This window comes from Streptomyces sp. NPDC101178, from assembly GCF_044767965.1.
Lineage (GTDB): Bacteria > Actinomycetota > Actinomycetes > Streptomycetales > Streptomycetaceae > Streptomyces.
Map to the genome: position 1 here is coordinate 112,538 of NZ_JBIWOZ010000002.1, position 16,688 is coordinate 129,225.

Sequence of the window (16,688 nt, forward strand, 5' to 3'; positions counted from 1 at the left end):
GAGTCGGCACCCTACCCGGCGGTACGCCCGACGGTCAGCCTCCGGCGCCGCCAGAGCACGAGGGGCAGCGCTCCGGCCACTCCCAGTGCGGCCGGGGCCATCGCGGCGGCGGCGTTCAGCCCGGGCTGGTCGAACGTGCTGGGGATCGGCAGCGTCGCCCAGCGGCCCACGGGCCAGGCGACGACGATGGCGCGGCCGACGACCTCGTCGTTGGAGACGGTGCCCTTGCCGGGGAGCTCCTGGTGGTAGCGGGAGTCCAGGGAGTTCTGCCGGTGGTCGCCCATGACGAAGATCCGGCCCTCCTCGACCTTGATCGGGCCGAAGGGCTTGTCGTTGCACGGGGTGTTGCCCGGGAAGATGAACGACTTCTCGTCGAGCACCTTGCCGTTGACCGTGACCGGCCCGTTCTCCTTGCACTCGACGGTGTCGCCGCCGACCGCGATGACCCGCTTGATCAGGTCCTTGTCCTCGGAGGAGGGCATCAGTCCGATGAAGCTGAGGAACTTCTGCGCGACGTTGGGTTCCGGAGTCGCGGTGTCCTGCAGCCAGCCGCCCGGATCGTGGAAGACCACGACCTCGCCGCGCTCCGGCTCGGAGCCGAACCAGGGCGTCAGCTTGTCGACCAGCACCCGGTCGCCACGCTGCAGCGTGTTCTGCATCGAGTCCGAGGGGATCGAGAACGCCTGGATGAGGAAGGTCTTGATCAACAGCGCCAGAATCAGCGCGATCCCGATGAGCAGCGGCAGCTCCATCCAGAAGGAGCGCTGCTTCCGGGGAGGCCTGCCACCGCCCGGAGTGCCGCCGTCACCGCCCGGACCACCACCGCCGTCACCGTCCGGCGGGACCGCCGCCCCGCCCGCGGGAGAGTCGTCGCGCTCCGGCCGGTCCTCGGGTTCGTCGTGTCCGGATCGTGCGCCGACCGCCAAATCCCCCACATCCACTCCTCAGTACGTGCCACTGCCCGCGACCGATCCGGTGCAGGCCCACCACTCCCATAACGAGCGGGAGTTCCGCAGGGGTCGGGAGCCGGACCATTCCGTCGCGATCCAGAGTGGCAACCCTATGCGACGGCCCCGGAATCGCAGCCTCCGATCCGCTCGCCCGCGCCACGGCGGCGAAGGTCTCGCGCTCCTCCAGAGTGGTCCAGTTGGAGAACGGCCAGGCGATCACGACGGCCCGTCCCACCACCTCTTCCTCGGAGACCGTGCCCTTGCCGGGCTCGTCGAGATGGAAGCGGGAGTCGGCGGAGTTGGACCGGTGGTCACCCATCATGAAGAGGCGGCCCGCCGGAACCTCCACCTCGAACTGGACGGTCGAGGGCCGGTCGTCCGGGTGCAGATAGGCCTCGTTCAGCGGTACGCCGTTGACGGTGACGCGGCCGTCGGTGCCGCAGCACTTCACGGTGTCGCCGCCGACGGCCACCACGCGCTTGATCAGGTCCTGCTCGTCGTCGGAGGGCAGCAGCCCGATGAACTTCAGTGCCTCGGTCACCTGCTTGACGCCGATGGGCGGGTCCTCCTTGCCGGCCGCGTTCTCCTGCTGGAGCCAGCCGCCGGGGTCCTTGAAGACGACGACGTCACCGCGCTGCGGCTTCGCCCCGAAGTTCGGGGTCAGCTTGTCGACCAGGACGCGGTCGCCGATCTTGATGGTCTGTTCCATCGATCCGGACGGGATCACGAACGCCTGGACGAGGAAGGTCTTCAGGACGAGCGCGATCAGCAGCGCCATCACGATGAGGACCGGTATCTCCTTCACCGCGGACCTGCGCCGCTTGCGCCGGACCTTCTTGGCGAGCCTGCGGCGCTCGGCCCGGGTCGGCAGCGAGCGGGGCGTGGTGGGCCGGCTCCCGGTCGGCAGGGACGCGTCGGGGGCCGGGGCGCCGCGCGGGCGCCCCCGGTTACCCATGCGCCCTGCCGGGCTCCCGTACGCCGTCGAAGGCGCCGGCCCCCTCCAGGCCGCCGATCCGGGCGGGCGGCCAGCCCAGCCAGTCCACCCGGCCGATCACGCGCTCGACGGGAACCATCCCGCCGCCGGGCGATCCGAGGTGGTCGCGGGAGTCGCTGGAGCGGCTGCGGTGGTCGCCCAGCATCCAGAGCGTGCCCTGCGGGACGACGATGTCGAAGGGGGCCTCGGAGGCGGTGTCCCCGGGCTGGAGGTACGTCTCGTCCACCGCCACCCCGTTCACCCGGAGCCTCCCCCGCGCGTCGCAGCAGACGACCCGGTCGCCGCCCACGCCCGCCACACGCTTCACGAAGTCGGTGTCAGGAGGCGCGGTGAGGCCCAGGGAGGCGGCCACCCCGCGCGCCAGCTCGGCCACCGGGTTCGCGTCCAGGTCCTCCCGTACGAAGGAACCGGTCCCGTCGAAGACCACGACGTCACCGCGCTCGGGCTCGGCGCCGAAGCGGTACGCCAGCTTGTTGACGAGCACCCGGTCCCCGATCCGCAGCGTGGGCTCCATCGAGCCGCTCGGGATCAGGAAGGGCTGGACCACGAAGGCGCTGAACAGCAGCAGCCCGGTCACACCGGCCACCCCTGCGACGAGGACGCGCCGCCGCCAGGGCCGTACGGAGACGACAGCGCCCCGGAAACGCGAGAAGCGCGACCGCTCCTCGGACCCGGTGCGGGGTTCCGAGGAGCGGTCGCGCTCCGAGTGCTCTGCTTGCGTCTCCATCGGGGCCGAATCCTATCCGGCCGCGCTGTGGACGCCAGAGGGTGCCTTGCCGGTCACCCGCTGGAGGCAGATCAGTTGTCGCGCTTCTCCTTGATCTTCGCGGCCTTGCCGCGGAGCTCACGGAGGAAGTACAGCTTGGCGCGACGGACGTCACCGCGGCTGACGAGCTCGATCTTCTCGAAGATCGGGCTGTGGACCGGGAAGGTGCGCTCGACGCCGACGCTGAAGGAGACCTTGCGGACCGTGAAGGTCTCGCTGACGCCCGAGCCCTGACGGCGGATGACGATGCCCTTGAACTGCTGGATACGGGAGCGGTTGCCCTCGATCACTCGCACGTGGACGTTGACGGTGTCACCGGGGCGGAACGCCGGGACGTCCGACCGGAGGGTGGCGGCGTTGACGCCATCGAGCAGGGAAGACATGAGTTCTGCTTTCTTCGCCGATGCCACAGGTCATCGACGGGATGTCGAGAGGAGTGAAGGAGTGCTGATCGCGTCGGGCGGGCGTCTTTCCCCCTGTGGCAGGGGCGCACACCGGACGTACAGCAGCGGCCTATTCTTCCACGGCCGGTGGCCTGCGCCAAAATCGGCCGCCGGGCTCCGGGGAGAAGCCCAGGATGGAGAGGATCTCGCGGTCCTTCTTGTCGAAGGCGGCCGCCTCGCACCGCTCGATCAGATCGGGCCGGTTGAGGGCGGTCCGGGCGAAGGCCTGGTCCCGCCGCCAGCGCGCGATCTTCCCGTGGTGGCCGCTGAGCAGGACGTCCGGGATCCCCCGGCCGCGCCACTCGGGCGGCTTGGTGTAGACGGGGCCCTCCAGGAGGTCGGCCATGGCGCCGGGCGCGAAGGAGTCGTCGCGGTGGGATTCGGCGTTGCCGAGAACGCCGGGCAGCAGCCGGGCCACGGCCTCCGTGATCACCAGGACGGCGGCCTCCCCGCCGGCCAACACGTAGTCGCCGATGGAGACCTCGACGACCGGGATGCGGGTGGCGTACTCGTCGATCACCCGGCGATCGATGCCCTCGTACCGGGCCGGGGTGAAGACCAGCCAGGGCCGCGCGGAGAGCTCGACGGCCAGCTCCTGGGTGAACGGGCGGCCGCTGGGCGTGGGCACGACGAGGACCGGGGTGTGCGCGCCGGACTCGTACCCGTCGGCCAGCGCCTCGTCCAGCGCGTCGCCCCAGGGCTCGGTCTTCATGACCATGCCGGGGCCGCCGCCGTAGGGGGTGTCGTCGACCGTGTTGTGCCGGTCGTACGTCCACTCCCGCAGGTCGTGGACGTGGACGTCCAGCACCCCGCGGGCGCGGGCCTTGCCGACCAGGGAGACGTTCAGCGGGTCCAGGTACTCGGGGAAGATCGTGACGACGTCGAGCCGCATCAGGCGTCGCCCTTCGGCGCCTCGTCGTCCCCGGCAGCCCGCTCCTCGTCGCGGGAGGAGGCCACCACGGCCTCGCTCTCGTCGATCAGGCCGGGCGGCGGGGTGATGACCGCGCGCTGCTCCTCCAGGTCGATCTCGGTGACGATCTCCTCCACGAAGGGGATCATCACCTCGCTGCCGTCGGGGCGCTCCACGATGAAGAGGTCCTGCGAGGGCAGGTGGGAGATCTCGGTGATCCGGCCGATCTCGGTGCCGTCGGCGAGCACCACGTCCAGGTCGATGAGCTGGTGGTCGTAGAACTCGTCCTCGTCCTCCGGCAGCTCCTCCGGATCCACGTCGGCGATCAGCAGGGTGTTGCGCAGCGTCTCGGCGCCCGTACGGTCGCTCACGCCCTCGAAGCGCAGCAGCAGCCTGCCGCTGTGCACCCGGCCCGTCGCGATGGTGAGCGGTCCGGTGGCCGCCGGCTCGGTGGCCAGGACGGCACCGGGCCCGAGCCGCAGCTCCGGCTCGTCCGTTCGTACCTCGACGGTGACCTCGCCCTTGATGCCATGGGCGCGGCCGATCCGCGCAACTACCAACTGCACGCTGTTCTCCGATTGATGGGGTGGGGCCTTGAGGAGCCGACCGGTCGGGGTGGCCGACGACAAAGGCCGGGGACGGCTCGAAAGCCCTCCCCGGCCCTGGCCGGTGTTCAACTGCGGTCAGCGGACCTGGTCCACGTCGACGAGGTCGACCCGGATGCCACGGCCGCCGATGGCGCCCACGACGGTCCGCAGAGCGCGGGCGGTACGGCCGTTACGGCCGATCACCTTGCCGAGGTCCTCGGGGTGGACCCGGACCTCCAGCACGCGCCCGCGGCGCAGGGTGCGCGAGGCAACCTGCACGTCGTCGGGGTTGTCGACGATGCCCTTCACGAGGTGCTCGAGAGCCTCCTCGAGCATGCTCAGGCCTCGGTCGACTCGGTGGACGCGGCAGCGTCAGCCGCCTCGTCCGCCTTCTTGTCGGACTTCTTGGCCTTGGGGGTGATGGCCTCACCCTTGGCCTCGTCGCCGTCCGAGGTCAGCGCCTCGAACAGCGCGCGCTTGTCGGCCTTGGGCTCCGGCTGCAGCAGCGGCGCGGGGGCCGGGAGGCCCTTGTGGGCCTGCCAGTCACCGGTGAGCTTCAGGATCGCGAGGACCGGCTCGGTCGGCTGGGCGCCGACGGACAGCCAGTACTGCGCGCGCTCCGAGTTGACCTCGATGCGCGAGGGGTTCTGCACCGGGTGGTACAGGCCGATCTCCTCGATGGCCCGGCCGTCACGGCGGGTACGGGAGTCGGCGACGACGATGCGGTAGTGAGGCGAACGGATCTTGCCCAGACGCTTCAGCTTGATCTTGACTGCCACGGAAGTGGTGTCTCCTGGTCTCTGACGTGGTTGGGCACAACTAGATGCCACGTGGGGTTGCGGTACTCGGAGTGCCCGATGGACGCGTCAGCCGGAGGAGAGAGGGGTCCTGTGCGACTGTCGAGTACAGCTGACCATTGTGCCACACCACTTCGGCTCACCCCACCGCGACCGCGGCTTCCGGGATCTGGAACGGCTTGCCGCAGCCACCGCAGACGATCGGGGCCTGGGCCAGGACCGACGGGACGACGCGGACGTTGCGTCCGCAGTCGCAGACGGCCTTGACCCGGACGCCGCCTCCGGAGGAACCGTGCCGGGCGGCCGGGCCTCTGAAGGAGCGCTTGGTGTCGGCGGCGGTGGCGACCGTGTGCGCCTTGAGGGCGCGCTGGAGCCGTTCGGTGGTCGGGCGGTACCGGCGCTTGGCTTCGGGATTCAGCGTGACCAGGGAGAATCCGCTGCTGGGGTGGGGCTCCTCGGCATGGTCGAGGCCCAGCTCCTCGGCGATCGCGAGGAAGCGTCGGTTGTGGTAGCGGCCGGCGCGTGAGGTGTCACGGACTCCTCTCGCGGCGGCGATGCCGTGGACTGCCTCGTGGAGCAGTCGCTCGAAGGAGAGCTCGGCGCCACAGGCGGACGAGGACTCTCCGATCAGGGACTCGGGCGCGGCTAGATCGGGCAGCTCGGGGTGGTACCGCTGAATGTCGGCCCACGCCTGTGCCAGCTCTGCGGCAAGTACAGGTGGTGTCGTGCTCACGTCGTGACAACGAGTCCGAGTGCCGTGGTGTTCCTATTCCGGGGCATCCCAAATAATTTGCACGTACCAGTCAGTTGCCCGTGATGTGTCCTGGATGCGTCCGGAGGCGGGCGGGTGCGCCGAACTGCGGAGAAGCCGCACAGCTCGCACCAAGGTGGTGCACAGCGTGCGGTGCGCCCGACGCGCGCACGTGCGGTGCGCCGGCGGGCGGCGCCACTTACGCGGTCTGCCGGTGAGCGTACCCGGAGGCCCGTTCGACGTGCCTGGTGCCCGGTGTCGGGTAAGACTGATTCGGGGAGGCGCACGACCGGGGCACGCAAACAGTGCCCTACGCCCCCTGGACGTAACGGCGGATGCGCAGTTCCCTGGCATACGGGGGTGCGGACATACGCACACGGGGGCCATCCACTCGGGCAAGATCGACCTCTTGGCGGATTGGGGCGCTTTCCATGACACCGACGCTCGTCCGGAACCACCGGGACGCGGACGCCTCCGCGCCGGCGGACGCCGGAACCCGTGCCCGCGACTGGGCCGAGATCCAGGAACGCATGCTGGCACCGCTCTACGAGGCGGTGTACGACCGGCTCGAAGTCGGACCCGCCACCCGGATGCTGTCCCTCGGCTGTGGCTCCGGGCTGGCCCTGCTCGTCGCGGCGGCCCGGGGGGCGCAGGTGACGGGCGTGGACTCGGACCGGGAGCGGCTGGCGCTGGCGCGGGCGCGGCTGCTGCCCGACGAGGGCGCGGACGGTGCGCCCGCGCGTCGAGCCCGGCTTCACGACGACGGGTTCCCCTCGGGCGGCGAGGGGGCACCGTACGACCTGATCACCGTGTTCGAGCCGATCGGCTGCGCGGCCGGTGACTCCGAGGGGCTGACGCCGGCGCTGGAGGCGGCGCTGCCGCTGGCGGCCCGGGGCGCGACCGTGGTGCTGACCGGGTGGGGCCCGCCGGAGCGGTGTGCCACGGCGCCGGTGCTGCGGGTCGCGGCCCGGCTGACGGAGTCCGCGCGTCCGCCACGGCCCGGCGGGTGGCGGCCGACGCTCCGGGACGACCTGGAGGACGTGGCGGCGCGGGCGGGGCTGAAGCCGGACGGTTCGGGGCGGGTCTCCTGCCCGTTCGGGTACGCGGATCCGGACAGCGCGGTGCGCGGGCTGCTGTCGACCGGGCTCTTCGACGCCGCCGTACGGGCCACCGACCGCTCCCAGGTGGAGAAGGAGGTCGCGGAGGCACTGCATCCCTACCGGCGGCCGGACGGCACGGTGTGGATGCCGAACGTCTTCCGTTACCTGGTGTGCACGACGTGAGCGTTCGCGTGTCCTGTGACGTGTCGCCGAACCTGTCCTGAACGTGTCCTGAAACGTGTCCTGAAAGACGTCGCTCCGGACGTGCGTAAGGGGCGCCCTCTCTCAAGGGCGCCCCTTACGCACGGTTCAAGTAGGCCGATCAGCCCATGAACTTCTTGAACTCGTCCGGCAGCTCGAAGTTCTTGTCCTCCTGGGCGGGCAGCCCGAGCGCGCCGCCCTGTGCGGCGGCCTGCTCGCGGCGCTCCGCGGCGGCGGCCTCCTCGGCCTTGCGCTTCATCGGGTTGCCGCTCTTGCGCTTGCCCTTGGCCTGCTTGACCTGCTTCTTCTGACGGCCGGGGCCGCCGCCCATGCCGGGCATCCCCGGCATCCCGGGCATGCCGCCGCCCTGGGCCATCTTCGACATCATCTTGCGGGCCTCGAAGAAGCGCTCGACCAGGCTCTTGACGGCGGAGACCTCGACGCCCGACCCCTTGGCGATACGGGCCCGGCGCGAGCCGTTGATGATCGTCGGCTCGGCGCGCTCCTTGGGCGTCATCGACTTGATGATCGCGGCGGTGCGGTCGATGTCGCGCTCGTCGATGTTGTTGATCTGGTCCTTGATCTGCCCCATGCCGGGCAGCATCCCGAGCAGCTTGGAGATGGAGCCCATCTTGCGGACCTGCTCCATCTGGGCCAGGAAGTCGTCGAGGGTGAAGTCCTTCCCACCCTTGCTCGACTGGAGCTTCGAGGCCATTTTGGCGGCCTCTTCCTGGCTGAACGTCTTCTCCGCCTGCTCGATCAGGGTCAGCAGGTCACCCATGTCGAGGATGCGGGAGGCCATCCGGTCCGGGTGGAACGCGTCGAAGTCCTCCAGCTTCTCGCCGTTCGACGCGAACATGATCTGCTTGCCCGTGACATGGGCGATCGACAGGGCGGCGCCACCGCGGGCGTCACCGTCGAGCTTGGAGAGGACCACGCCGTCGAAGCCGACGCCGTCGCGGAAGGCCTCGGCGGTGTTGACCGCGTCCTGACCGATCATCGCGTCGACGACGAAGAGGATCTCGTCGGGGCTGACGGCGTCGCGGATGTCCGCGGCCTGGCTCATCAGCTCCTGGTCGATACCGAGGCGGCCGGCGGTGTCGACGATGACGATGTCGTGGACCTTGGCCTTGGCGAACTCGATGGAGTCCTTGGCGACCTGGACCGGGTCGCCGACGCCGTTGCCCGGCTCGGGGGCGTACACCGCGACGCCGGCGCGCTCGGCAACGACGCTCAGCTGGTTGACGGCGTTGGGGCGCTGGAGGTCACAGGCGACGAGCAGCGGCGAGTGGCCCTGGCCCTTGAGCCAGAGGCCGAGCTTTCCGGCCAGCGTCGTCTTACCGGCACCCTGGAGACCGGCGAGCATGATCACGGTGGGGGCGGTCTTGGCGAACCTCAGCCGCCGGGTCTCGCCGCCGAGGATGGCGACGAGCTCCTCATTGACGATCTTGACGACCTGTTGGGCGGGGTTCAGCGCCTGGGAGACCTCGGCGCCGCGCGCCCGCTCCTTCACGTTGGCGATGAAGGCCCGGACCACGGGCAGGGCGACGTCGGCTTCCAGCAGGGCGATACGGATCTCGCGTGCCGTGGCGTCGATGTCCGCCTCGGACAAGCGGCCCTTGCCCCTGAGGTTCTTGAAAGTCGCGCTAAGGCGGTCGGAGAGAGTATCGAACACGGCGCTCGTCGGTCCTCAGGGTCGGGGGCGGGGCAGGTCAATCGCCCTCCAGGGTATCCGGCCCCCGGAGAACACCAAGCCCTCGCCCGGATCCGGTGCCGGGCGAGGGCGGTACAAAAGCGTCGTACGTGTCAGCCGAGGGCCTTCTCGACCTCCCGGGCGACCTCGGCGGCCCGGATCTGCGGCAGCGGTTCGCCGTCAGTTCCGGTGACGTAGAAGGCGTCCACGGCGTTGGCGCCGAGGGTGGAGACATGGGCGCTCCGCACCCGTACGGCACTGCCTTCCAGGGCGTTGCCGATCCGGTGCAGCAGTCCTGGGGCGTCCTGGGCGCGGACCTCGATGACGGTGGCGCGGCGGGATCCGGCCGCCGCGACGGTGACCCGCGGCGGCGGGGCCTTCACGCCTCTGCGGCGCGGGTAGGCGGCCTCCCGCTCCGCGAGCCGGGCCCGGATGTCCAGGGAGCCGTCCAGGGCGCGTACGAGGTCGGCGCGGAGTCGGGAGGCCTCCGGGAGGGACCCGTACTCGGCCGCGACCCGCCAGCTGAGCAGCAGCAGGTCCGCCGTCTCCCCCACCTCGTTGGGCAGCTCCACCGCGCGCAGGTCGGCGGCGCGCACGGTGAGGCGGTGCAGGGCGAGGACCCCGGCGGCGGCGGGCAGCACGCCGGGCCGGTCGGGCAGGGCGATGAGCAGCTCGACGCCGACCGGCTCCACCTCGCCGTCCCCGGCGGGCTCCTCGGGCTGGGTGTGCAGGGTGAGGACGGGTCCGCCGGTGCGCAGGGCCTCGATCGCGAGGCGTTCGTGCTCGGCGCTGGGCGCGGCCTCCTCCGGCTCCTCGGGGGCCTCCCCGGCGAGGACGGCGGCGACGCGCTTGACCAGGTCCGCGACGAGCGAGGCGCGCCAGGCGGACCAGGCGGCGGGTCCGGTGGCGAGCGCGTCGGCCTCGGTGAGGGCGTGCAGCAGCTCCAGTGTGGAGGCGGTGTAGACGGCCTCGGCGACCGACCGCACGGTGGCGGGGTCGTCCAGGTCGCGCCGGGTGGCGGTCTCGACGAGCAGCAGATGGTGGCGTACGAGGGTGGCGATGACGCCCACGTCGTGCTTGTCGAAGCCGATCCGGGTGGCCATGTCCCGGGCGATGACCTCGCCGGCCACCGAGTGGTCGCCGGGCCAGCCCTTGCCGATGTCGTGGAGGAGGGCGGCGACCAGGAGGAGGTCGGGGCGGTGGACGCGGCGGGTGAGGCCGGCGGCGCGGACGGCGGTCTCCACCAGGTGCCGGTCGACGGTCCAGGTGTGGACGGGGTTGCGCTGGGGCCGGCAGTGGACGCGTTCCCAGTCGGGCAGCAGCCGGGTGATGATCCCTTCCGCTTCGAGCGCCTCCCAGACGCCGACGGTGGCCTCTCCCGCGCCGAGCAGGGTGACCAGTTCCTCGCGGGCCTCCGGCGGCCACGGGACCGGCAGCGGCCGGACGGTGGTGGCGAGGTGGCGTACGAGGTGGCGGGAGAGCGGCAGTCCGGCCTCGGCGGCGGCCGCGGCGGCGCGCAGGGTGAGGACGGGGTCGCGGTCGGGGCGGGCGGCGCGGGCCAGGACCACTTCGCCGTCGGCCTCGACCACGCCGTCGGCGAGCGGTGCGCGCTCGGGGGCGGGCTTGGTCCCCCCGAGCGAGCCGCTGAGCATGGCGCGGAGCCTGGGCCGGACGGAGCGGGCGCGCAGGACCCGGTTGACCTCGCGCCAGGTGACGTCGGTGGCGTACGAGACCGTCCGCGCGGCCTCGTACACCTGGCGCAGCAGCGCGTCCGCGTCCATGAGGCCGAGCGCCTCTGCGACCTGGTCCTGTTCCTGGAGGGCGAGGCGGTCGGTGGCGCGGCCGGTGGTGAGGTGGAGGGCGTCGCGGGCGTCCAGGAGGGTGCGGCGGGCCTGGTCGAGCCCTTCGCGGGGCGCGTCCGCGACCCAGGAGGCGGCGACGGCGCGCAGGGCGGTGGCGTCGCGGAGACCGCCGCGGGCCTCCTTGAGGTCGGGTTCCAGGAGGAACTGGAGCTCGCCCGTCCGCTCGGCCCGCTCCTGGCAGAGCTCATGGAGGGCGGGGAGGCGTTTGGGCGCCTGGTTGCGCCAGTCGGCGAGGATCGCGGTGCGCAGGGACGCGACCAGTCCGAGGTCCCCGGCGACCGGGCGGGCGTCCAGCAGGCCGAGCTGGACCTTGAGGTCCTCGCCGGCCGTCTTCCGGGCCTCGCCGGGCGTGCGTACGGAGTGGTCGAGGGCCAGGCCCAGGTCCCAGACCGGGTACCAGACGGCGTCCGCGAGGGCGGAGAGGGCTGCTGGGTCGGCGTTGCCGTCGTGCAGGAGGAGCAGGTCGAGGTCGCTGCGCGGGGAGAGTTCGCCGCGGCCGTAGCCGCCGACGGCGACGAGGGCGGCGCCGCGGACGCCGGCGCGGTCGGCCGCCGCCGTGAACAGGGCGGTGAGCCAGTCGTCGGTGAGGCGGGCGAGGGCCGCACGGCGCGGCGGCCCGGACCGCGCCTCCTGCTGGAGGAGGCGCAGCCGGGCCGCCGCGTAGCCGCTGGGTCCCGAGTCTTCGCTTTCGGTGATCGCTTCGGTGCTCGTCACCCAGGTGCCTTCCGTTCGGTGGGGCCTCGGTCAGGGGCGCCCGTCCGGTGTGCGGGCCGTCCGTCGGGGCGTCGGGCCTGGAGCCGGAGGGCGCCCGCCCTCCGGCACGGCCCTCCGTCAGAGGGCGTCCGGGCCGCGCTCGCCGGTCCGTACGCGGACGGCGGTCTCGACCGGGACGCTCCAGACCTTCCCGTCACCGATCTTGCCGGTACGGGCGGCCTTGACGACGACCTCGATGAGCTGTTCGGCGTCCTCGTCCTCGACGAGGACCTCGATGCGGATCTTGGGGACCAGGTCGACGGTGTACTCGGCGCCCCGGTAGACCTCGGTGTGGCCGCGCTGACGCCCGTAACCGCTGGCTTCGGTGACGGTCAGCCCCTGGACGCCGAAGGCCTGGAGGGCCTCCTTGATCTCGTCCAGCCGGTGGGGCTTCACGACCGCGGTGATGAGCTTCATGCGTCCACCTTCTTTGCCTTCGGTGCTGCCGTCGGGTCCGTCGCGGGGGCGGTGGTGCGGGAGACCGTGCCGCCGCCGGCGCCGCTGAAGTCGTATGCGGTCTCGGCGTGCTCGACCTGGTCGATGCCGGAGATCTCGTCGTCCTCGGAGACCCGCATCCCGATGGTCTTGTGGAGCACCAGCGCGATGAGGCCGGAGACGACCAGAGAGTACGCGAGGACCGCGACGACGCCGACGACCTGCTTGCCGAGCTGTTCGACACCGCCGCCGTAGAAGAGGCCCTTGGCGTCGGACTGGACGCCGCCGGTGGCGAAGAAGCCGACCAGGATGGAGCCGATGATGCCGCCGACGAGGTGGACGCCGACGACGTCCAGGGAGTCGTCGTAGCCGAACTTGTACTTCAGGCCGACCGCCATGGCGCACAGGACACCGGCGATGGCGCCGACCGCGATGGCGCCGAGCGGGGAGACCGAACCACCCGCGGGGGTGATGGCGACCAGGCCGGAGACCGCGCCGGAGGCGGCGCCGAGGGTGGTGAAGGAGCCGTGGCGCAGCTTCTCGTAGACGAGCCAGCCGAGGACGGCGGCGGCGGTGGCCACCTGGGTGTTGAGGAACATGACCGCGCCGACGCCGTCGTCGTTGCCGAGCCAGGACCCGGCGTTGAAGCCGAACCAGCCGAACCACAGGAGGGCCGCGCCGAGCATGACGAGCGGCAGGCTGTGCGGCCGCATCGGGTCCTTCTTGAAGCCGATGCGCTTGCCGATGACGAGGATCACGCCGAGGGCCGCGGCACCGGCGTTGATGTGGACCGCCGTACCGCCGGCGAAGTCGATGACGCCCATCTCGAAGAGCCAGCCGCCCGCACCCCAGACCCAGTGGGCGACGGGGAAGTAGACGATGGTGACCCACAGGACGATGAAGAGCGCCCACGCGGAGAACTTCACGCGGTCGGCCAGCGCACCGCTGATCAGGGCCGGGGTGAGGACGGCGAACATCAGCTGGAAGGCGGCGAAGACGTACACCGGGATGGTGTAGCCGTCCCAGAGTTCGGTGACGCCGATGTTGCTGAAGCCGACGTAGTCGGAGCTCCAGCCGATGACCGAGCCGACGTCGGAGCCGAAGGCGAGGCTGAATCCGTAGAGCACCCACAGGATCGTGACGATCCCGAGGCTGATGAAGCTCATCATCAGCATGTTGAGGGTGCTCTTGACGCGGACCATGCCTCCGTAGAAGAAGGCCAGGCCGGGGGTCATGAGCATCACCAGGGCCGAGCAGATGAGCATGAACCCGGTGTTGGCGGCAGACAGCTCAGGGGCGTCTGCGGCAAGCGTCGTGATGCCTGGGGGCATCGGCGTCTCCTCGTCGTCGGAGCGGCCGCGGCGTGCGGGGGAAAGCTGCGGGACCACTGGGAAGGTGCGGGCCGGTCAGAGGGTGTCCGGCGGATCATGGCCGGAGACCGCCTGTGCGCCATGAGATTGGCGGAGCGCCGTTTCCGGGGATGCCGCACGATGTTTCGCGAGCGTGACGAAGAGGTGGTGCGTGTTACGTCGGAATGAATCCCGGGTGGCGGGCCCGGTGCGCTGCCTACCATGCAGCCCACGCCGCATACGGTCCGGTTGAAACGCCGCCGGGCGGCCCGGAGTGACCCGGATACGCGAACCGGCCACGGCTCCTCTCCGGGTGACCAGGCGATGGGGGAGCCGAGTCGGGCTGTACGGAGGAGGTGCCGCGGCCGGGGCCGTGGTGCCGGGTCAGACCGTTTCCGCGGACTCCGGCAGCTGTTCGCTGAGCAGATCGGTGAGCCGGGCGACATCGGCGACGTCGCCGAAGTCCCTGGCAGCGGTGTCGACGGTCTTGCGCAGCCGGGTGTTGACGCGCTCGGAGCGGACCTTCTTGGCGATCTTCAGGGCCTGTCCGGCGAGGACGGTGGACTGCTCGGGCTCGCGCTGGAGCAGATGGACGGTGGCCATGCCGATGAGGTTGAGCGCGTAGGAGCGCTGGTGCTCGTCGTCCTCGCCGAACAGCTCGACGGCCTTCTCCATGACGGGCTCGGCGAGCGAGGCGTAGGTGGGGCTGCGGCCGGCGACGTAGGCCAGGTCACGGTAGGAGTGGGCGTTCTCCCCGTTGAGCTCGGCCTCGGAGAAGAAGCGGATCCAGTCGGGCTCGGGCTCGCCGTCCAGGCCGGCGTCCTGGAAGGTGTCCTCGGCCATCCGGGCGGCCCGCTTGCACTTGCTGGGCTGGCCCATGTTTGCGTACGCGCGGGCCTCCATCGCATACAGCATGGCCTGCGTACGGGGAGTGGCGCAGTCGCGGCTGCCGTACTGCGCGAGGTGGATCAGCTCCAAGGCGTCGTCGGGACGGCCCAGGTGGATCATCTGGCGGCTCATGCTGGAGAGCACATAGCTGCCGAGCGGCTTGTCCCCGGCCTCCTTGGCGGCGTGCAGCGCGAGCACGAAGTACTTCTGTGCGGTGGGCTGGAGGCCTACGTCGTAACTCATCCAGCCCGCCAGCTCGGCCAGTTCGGCGGCGCAGCGGAAGAGGCGCTTCGAGGTCGGGCCGGGCTGCGGCTCCTGCAACAGGTCGGTGACCTCGTGGAGTTGCCCGACGACGGCCTTGCGGCGCAGCCCGCCGCCGCACTGGGCGTCCCACTGCCGGAACATCGCGGTGGTGGACTCCAGCAGGTCCAGCTCGGGGCCGGAGAGCCGGGAGGGCCGGCGGGCGGCGGCCTCCGACTCCGGTTCGCCCGGGCCCCTGGCCGGGACGGGCACAAGCCAGCGCTGCATGGGCTCGATCAGGGAGGGCCCGGCGGCCAGCGCGAGCGAGCTGCCGAGGAAGCCCCGCCGGGCGAGCATCAGGTCGCTTCGGGAGAACTCGCTGAGCAGGGCGACCGTCTGCGGGCCGGCCCAGGGCAGGTCGACCCCGGCCACCGAGGGTGACTGGTGCGCGGTGCGCAGCCCGAGGTCCTCGACGGCGACCACCGCGCCGAACCGCTCGGAGAACAGCTCGGAGAGGATGCGCGGGATCGGCTCGCGCGGCTGCTCGCCATCCAGCCAGCGCCGCACCCGGGAGGTGTCGGTGCTGATGTGGGAGGCGCCCATCTGGCGCGCCCGCCGGTTCACCTGGCGCGCCAGCTCGCCCTTCGACCAGCCACTGCGCACGAACCACGACCCCAACTGGTCGTTGGGACGCTTGCCCGCATCCGTGTCGCCTGCGCCGCTGCCACTCACCGGAACGCCCCCATCACGCTGAATCCTCCCCGTCGCATTCTCATCGCGCGAACCACTCTCAGAATGCCAAGCATCGGTGCTGTCCGTACGGGAGTTGCCCACGACCGAACGGGAAACCGGGTTGCCCGAGGCATACCCGTGACCGCACATGCTCCCAGAGCTCGTGTACCGACGGTAATCCTACGATCACCCCTCTCGCGAGGAGATTGCGTAAACGCCACCATTCGCCACCCCTTCGAATGAACCCGACTGCCTTCTGGCGCGCTTGACTTGGGGAACCACGACCGATGGCGAGCGCACGGATCCACTCAGGGGCGCACGCACCGTGACGCACCACCTCGCGCACCACGGCGCACGCCACTCGATCGAGTTGCAGCGACGGAGGGTTACCCGAGCGTTCCGGGTCGTAACCACCGATGAGTCGGACCCGTTGGAGGGGGCATGGGCTTCACGATCGGCGGCATCCGCGAGAAACGTTCCGGCGTACGGCGGCGAGGCCGCGACACCGAGGCCACCGCGGTGGCCGAGTACACCGGGCTCTGGGGCTGGGCCGTGGCGCCCGGCACCCGCGCCCGCGACGGCGCGTGCTCCTGCGGACAGCGGTCCTGTCCCGCTCCTGGCGCGCATCCGCTGGGCTTCGCCCGGGAGGTCCCGGCGGGCACCGGCCTCGACGCGGCGGCGGACGCCTGGGCCGAGACGCCGGGCGCCTCGATGCTGCTGCCGGTGGGCCGGAGCTTCGACGTCCTGGAGGTCGCGGAGCAGGCCGGGCGGCGGGCGCTGGTGCGGCTGGAGCGGATGGGGCTGCCGCTGGGGCCGGTGGCGGTGACGCCGACCGGCCGGGCGCAGTTCTTCGTCGCGCCCGGGGCCGCCGCCGAGCTGCCGGGCCTGCGCTACCGGATGGGCTGGGACGACGCGGACCTGGACCTGCGGGCGCTCGGGCCGGGCGCGCACATCACCGCGCCGCCGTCCGACCTCGGCGGCCTCGGCCCGGTCCGCTGGCTGCGGCCACCGGTGCTGGACACCGCCGCCGCTCCCCCGCAGGCGCGGCTGCTGCTGGGCACCCTGGCGTACAGCTGCCATCGCTCCTAGGGGGTGTCCGCCGCACCGAGGCCGGGACACACCCCAGGGAGCACGAGAACGGCGGACGGGGGGGGGGGGGCGGGGGGGCGGCCCCCCCCCCCCCCCCCCGCGGGGGGGGGGCGGGCCGCGCCCCCCCCCCCCCGCCCCCCCCCCCCCC

16 protein-coding genes are annotated in these 16,688 nt (G+C 71.6%); 2 read left to right on the forward strand and 14 right to left on the reverse strand.

Annotated elements, in window-relative coordinates:
• Positions 1 to 11 precede the first annotated feature (11 nt).
• From lepB (ACIRR8_RS04630) to ACIRR8_RS04670, 9 genes are all read right to left on the reverse strand, one after another.
• Complete coding sequence (lepB, locus tag ACIRR8_RS04630; protein WP_404060643.1) at positions 12 to 926, reverse strand: signal peptidase I; 915 nt, start codon at positions 924 to 926, stop codon at positions 12 to 14.
• Positions 829 to 1,905 (reverse strand): signal peptidase I, encoded by a 1,077-nt coding sequence (lepB, locus tag ACIRR8_RS04635; protein WP_404058932.1) that lies wholly within the window; start codon positions 1,903 to 1,905, stop codon positions 829 to 831. Before lepB (ACIRR8_RS04635) ends, lepB (ACIRR8_RS04630) begins: the two co-directional genes overlap by 98 nt.
• Entirely contained in the window at positions 1,898 to 2,671 is a 774-nt protein-coding gene (lepB, locus tag ACIRR8_RS04640) for a signal peptidase I (protein ID WP_404058934.1), read from the reverse strand. The genes lepB (ACIRR8_RS04635) and lepB (ACIRR8_RS04640) overlap by 8 nt, the downstream gene beginning before the upstream one ends.
• Positions 2,672 to 2,742: 71 nt before the next feature.
• Positions 2,743 to 3,093: a 50S ribosomal protein L19 gene (gene rplS, locus ACIRR8_RS04645; protein ID WP_019763533.1), complete on the reverse strand. Its 351-nt coding sequence runs from the start codon at positions 3,091 to 3,093 to the stop codon at positions 2,743 to 2,745.
• 130 nt (positions 3,094 to 3,223) lie between these two features.
• Positions 3,224 to 4,045, reverse strand: a complete 822-nt coding sequence (trmD, locus tag ACIRR8_RS04650) for a tRNA (guanosine(37)-N1)-methyltransferase TrmD (protein ID WP_404058938.1) — start codon at positions 4,043 to 4,045, stop codon at positions 3,224 to 3,226.
• Positions 4,045 to 4,629, reverse strand: a complete 585-nt coding sequence (rimM, locus tag ACIRR8_RS04655; protein WP_404058941.1) for a ribosome maturation factor RimM — start codon at positions 4,627 to 4,629, stop codon at positions 4,045 to 4,047. The genes trmD and rimM overlap by 1 nt, the downstream gene beginning before the upstream one ends.
• Before the next feature lie 117 nt (positions 4,630 to 4,746).
• A complete protein-coding gene (locus ACIRR8_RS04660) occupies positions 4,747 to 4,986 on the reverse strand; it encodes an RNA-binding protein (protein WP_066978740.1) in 240 nt (79 codons plus the stop codon).
• 2 nt (positions 4,987 to 4,988) lie between these two features.
• Positions 4,989 to 5,429: a 30S ribosomal protein S16 gene (gene rpsP / locus ACIRR8_RS04665; protein WP_404058944.1), complete on the reverse strand. Its 441-nt coding sequence runs from the start codon at positions 5,427 to 5,429 to the stop codon at positions 4,989 to 4,991.
• 157 nt (positions 5,430 to 5,586) lie between these two features.
• Entirely contained in the window at positions 5,587 to 6,180 is a 594-nt protein-coding gene (locus ACIRR8_RS04670) for a hypothetical protein (protein ID WP_018509633.1), read from the reverse strand.
• Positions 6,181 to 6,629: 449 nt separating this feature from the next.
• Between ACIRR8_RS04670 and ACIRR8_RS04675 the strand changes: the two genes are divergently transcribed.
• Positions 6,630 to 7,481: an SAM-dependent methyltransferase gene (locus ACIRR8_RS04675; RefSeq protein WP_404058947.1), complete on the forward strand. Its 852-nt coding sequence runs from the start codon at positions 6,630 to 6,632 to the stop codon at positions 7,479 to 7,481.
• A 139-nt stretch (positions 7,482 to 7,620) separates the two neighbouring features.
• Here the strand turns inward: ACIRR8_RS04675 and ffh are convergent, their stop codons facing one another.
• The 5 genes from ffh to ACIRR8_RS04700 all read right to left on the reverse strand — a co-directional run bounded on the left by ffh (position 7,621) and on the right by ACIRR8_RS04700 (position 15,451).
• Positions 7,621 to 9,174 carry a signal recognition particle protein gene (gene ffh / locus ACIRR8_RS04680; protein WP_404058950.1) on the reverse strand — a complete coding sequence of 518 codons (1,554 nt, stop codon included), beginning with the start codon at positions 9,172 to 9,174 and terminating at the stop codon, positions 7,621 to 7,623.
• A gap of 131 nt (positions 9,175 to 9,305) precedes the next feature.
• Positions 9,306 to 11,768 (reverse strand): [protein-PII] uridylyltransferase, encoded by a 2,463-nt coding sequence (locus tag ACIRR8_RS04685; protein ID WP_404058951.1) that lies wholly within the window; start codon positions 11,766 to 11,768, stop codon positions 9,306 to 9,308.
• 117 nt (positions 11,769 to 11,885) lie between these two features.
• Positions 11,886 to 12,224, reverse strand: coding sequence for a P-II family nitrogen regulator (locus ACIRR8_RS04690; RefSeq protein ID WP_003965965.1), 339 nt, complete (start codon positions 12,222 to 12,224; stop codon positions 11,886 to 11,888).
• Positions 12,221 to 13,573 (reverse strand): ammonium transporter, encoded by a 1,353-nt coding sequence (locus ACIRR8_RS04695; RefSeq protein WP_404058953.1) that lies wholly within the window; start codon positions 13,571 to 13,573, stop codon positions 12,221 to 12,223. Before ACIRR8_RS04695 ends, ACIRR8_RS04690 begins: the two co-directional genes overlap by 4 nt.
• A gap of 402 nt (positions 13,574 to 13,975) precedes the next feature.
• The gene (locus ACIRR8_RS04700) at positions 13,976 to 15,451 is read right to left on the reverse strand and encodes a hypothetical protein (protein ID WP_404058955.1); all 1,476 of its coding nucleotides are present in this window, start codon (positions 15,449 to 15,451) and stop codon (positions 13,976 to 13,978) included.
• Positions 15,452 to 15,892: 441 nt separating this feature from the next.
• Between ACIRR8_RS04700 and ACIRR8_RS04705 the strand changes: the two genes are divergently transcribed.
• Positions 15,893 to 16,540, forward strand: a complete 648-nt coding sequence (locus tag ACIRR8_RS04705) for a bifunctional DNA primase/polymerase (RefSeq protein ID WP_404058958.1) — start codon at positions 15,893 to 15,895, stop codon at positions 16,538 to 16,540.
• The last annotated feature ends 148 nt before the right edge of the window (positions 16,541 to 16,688 follow it).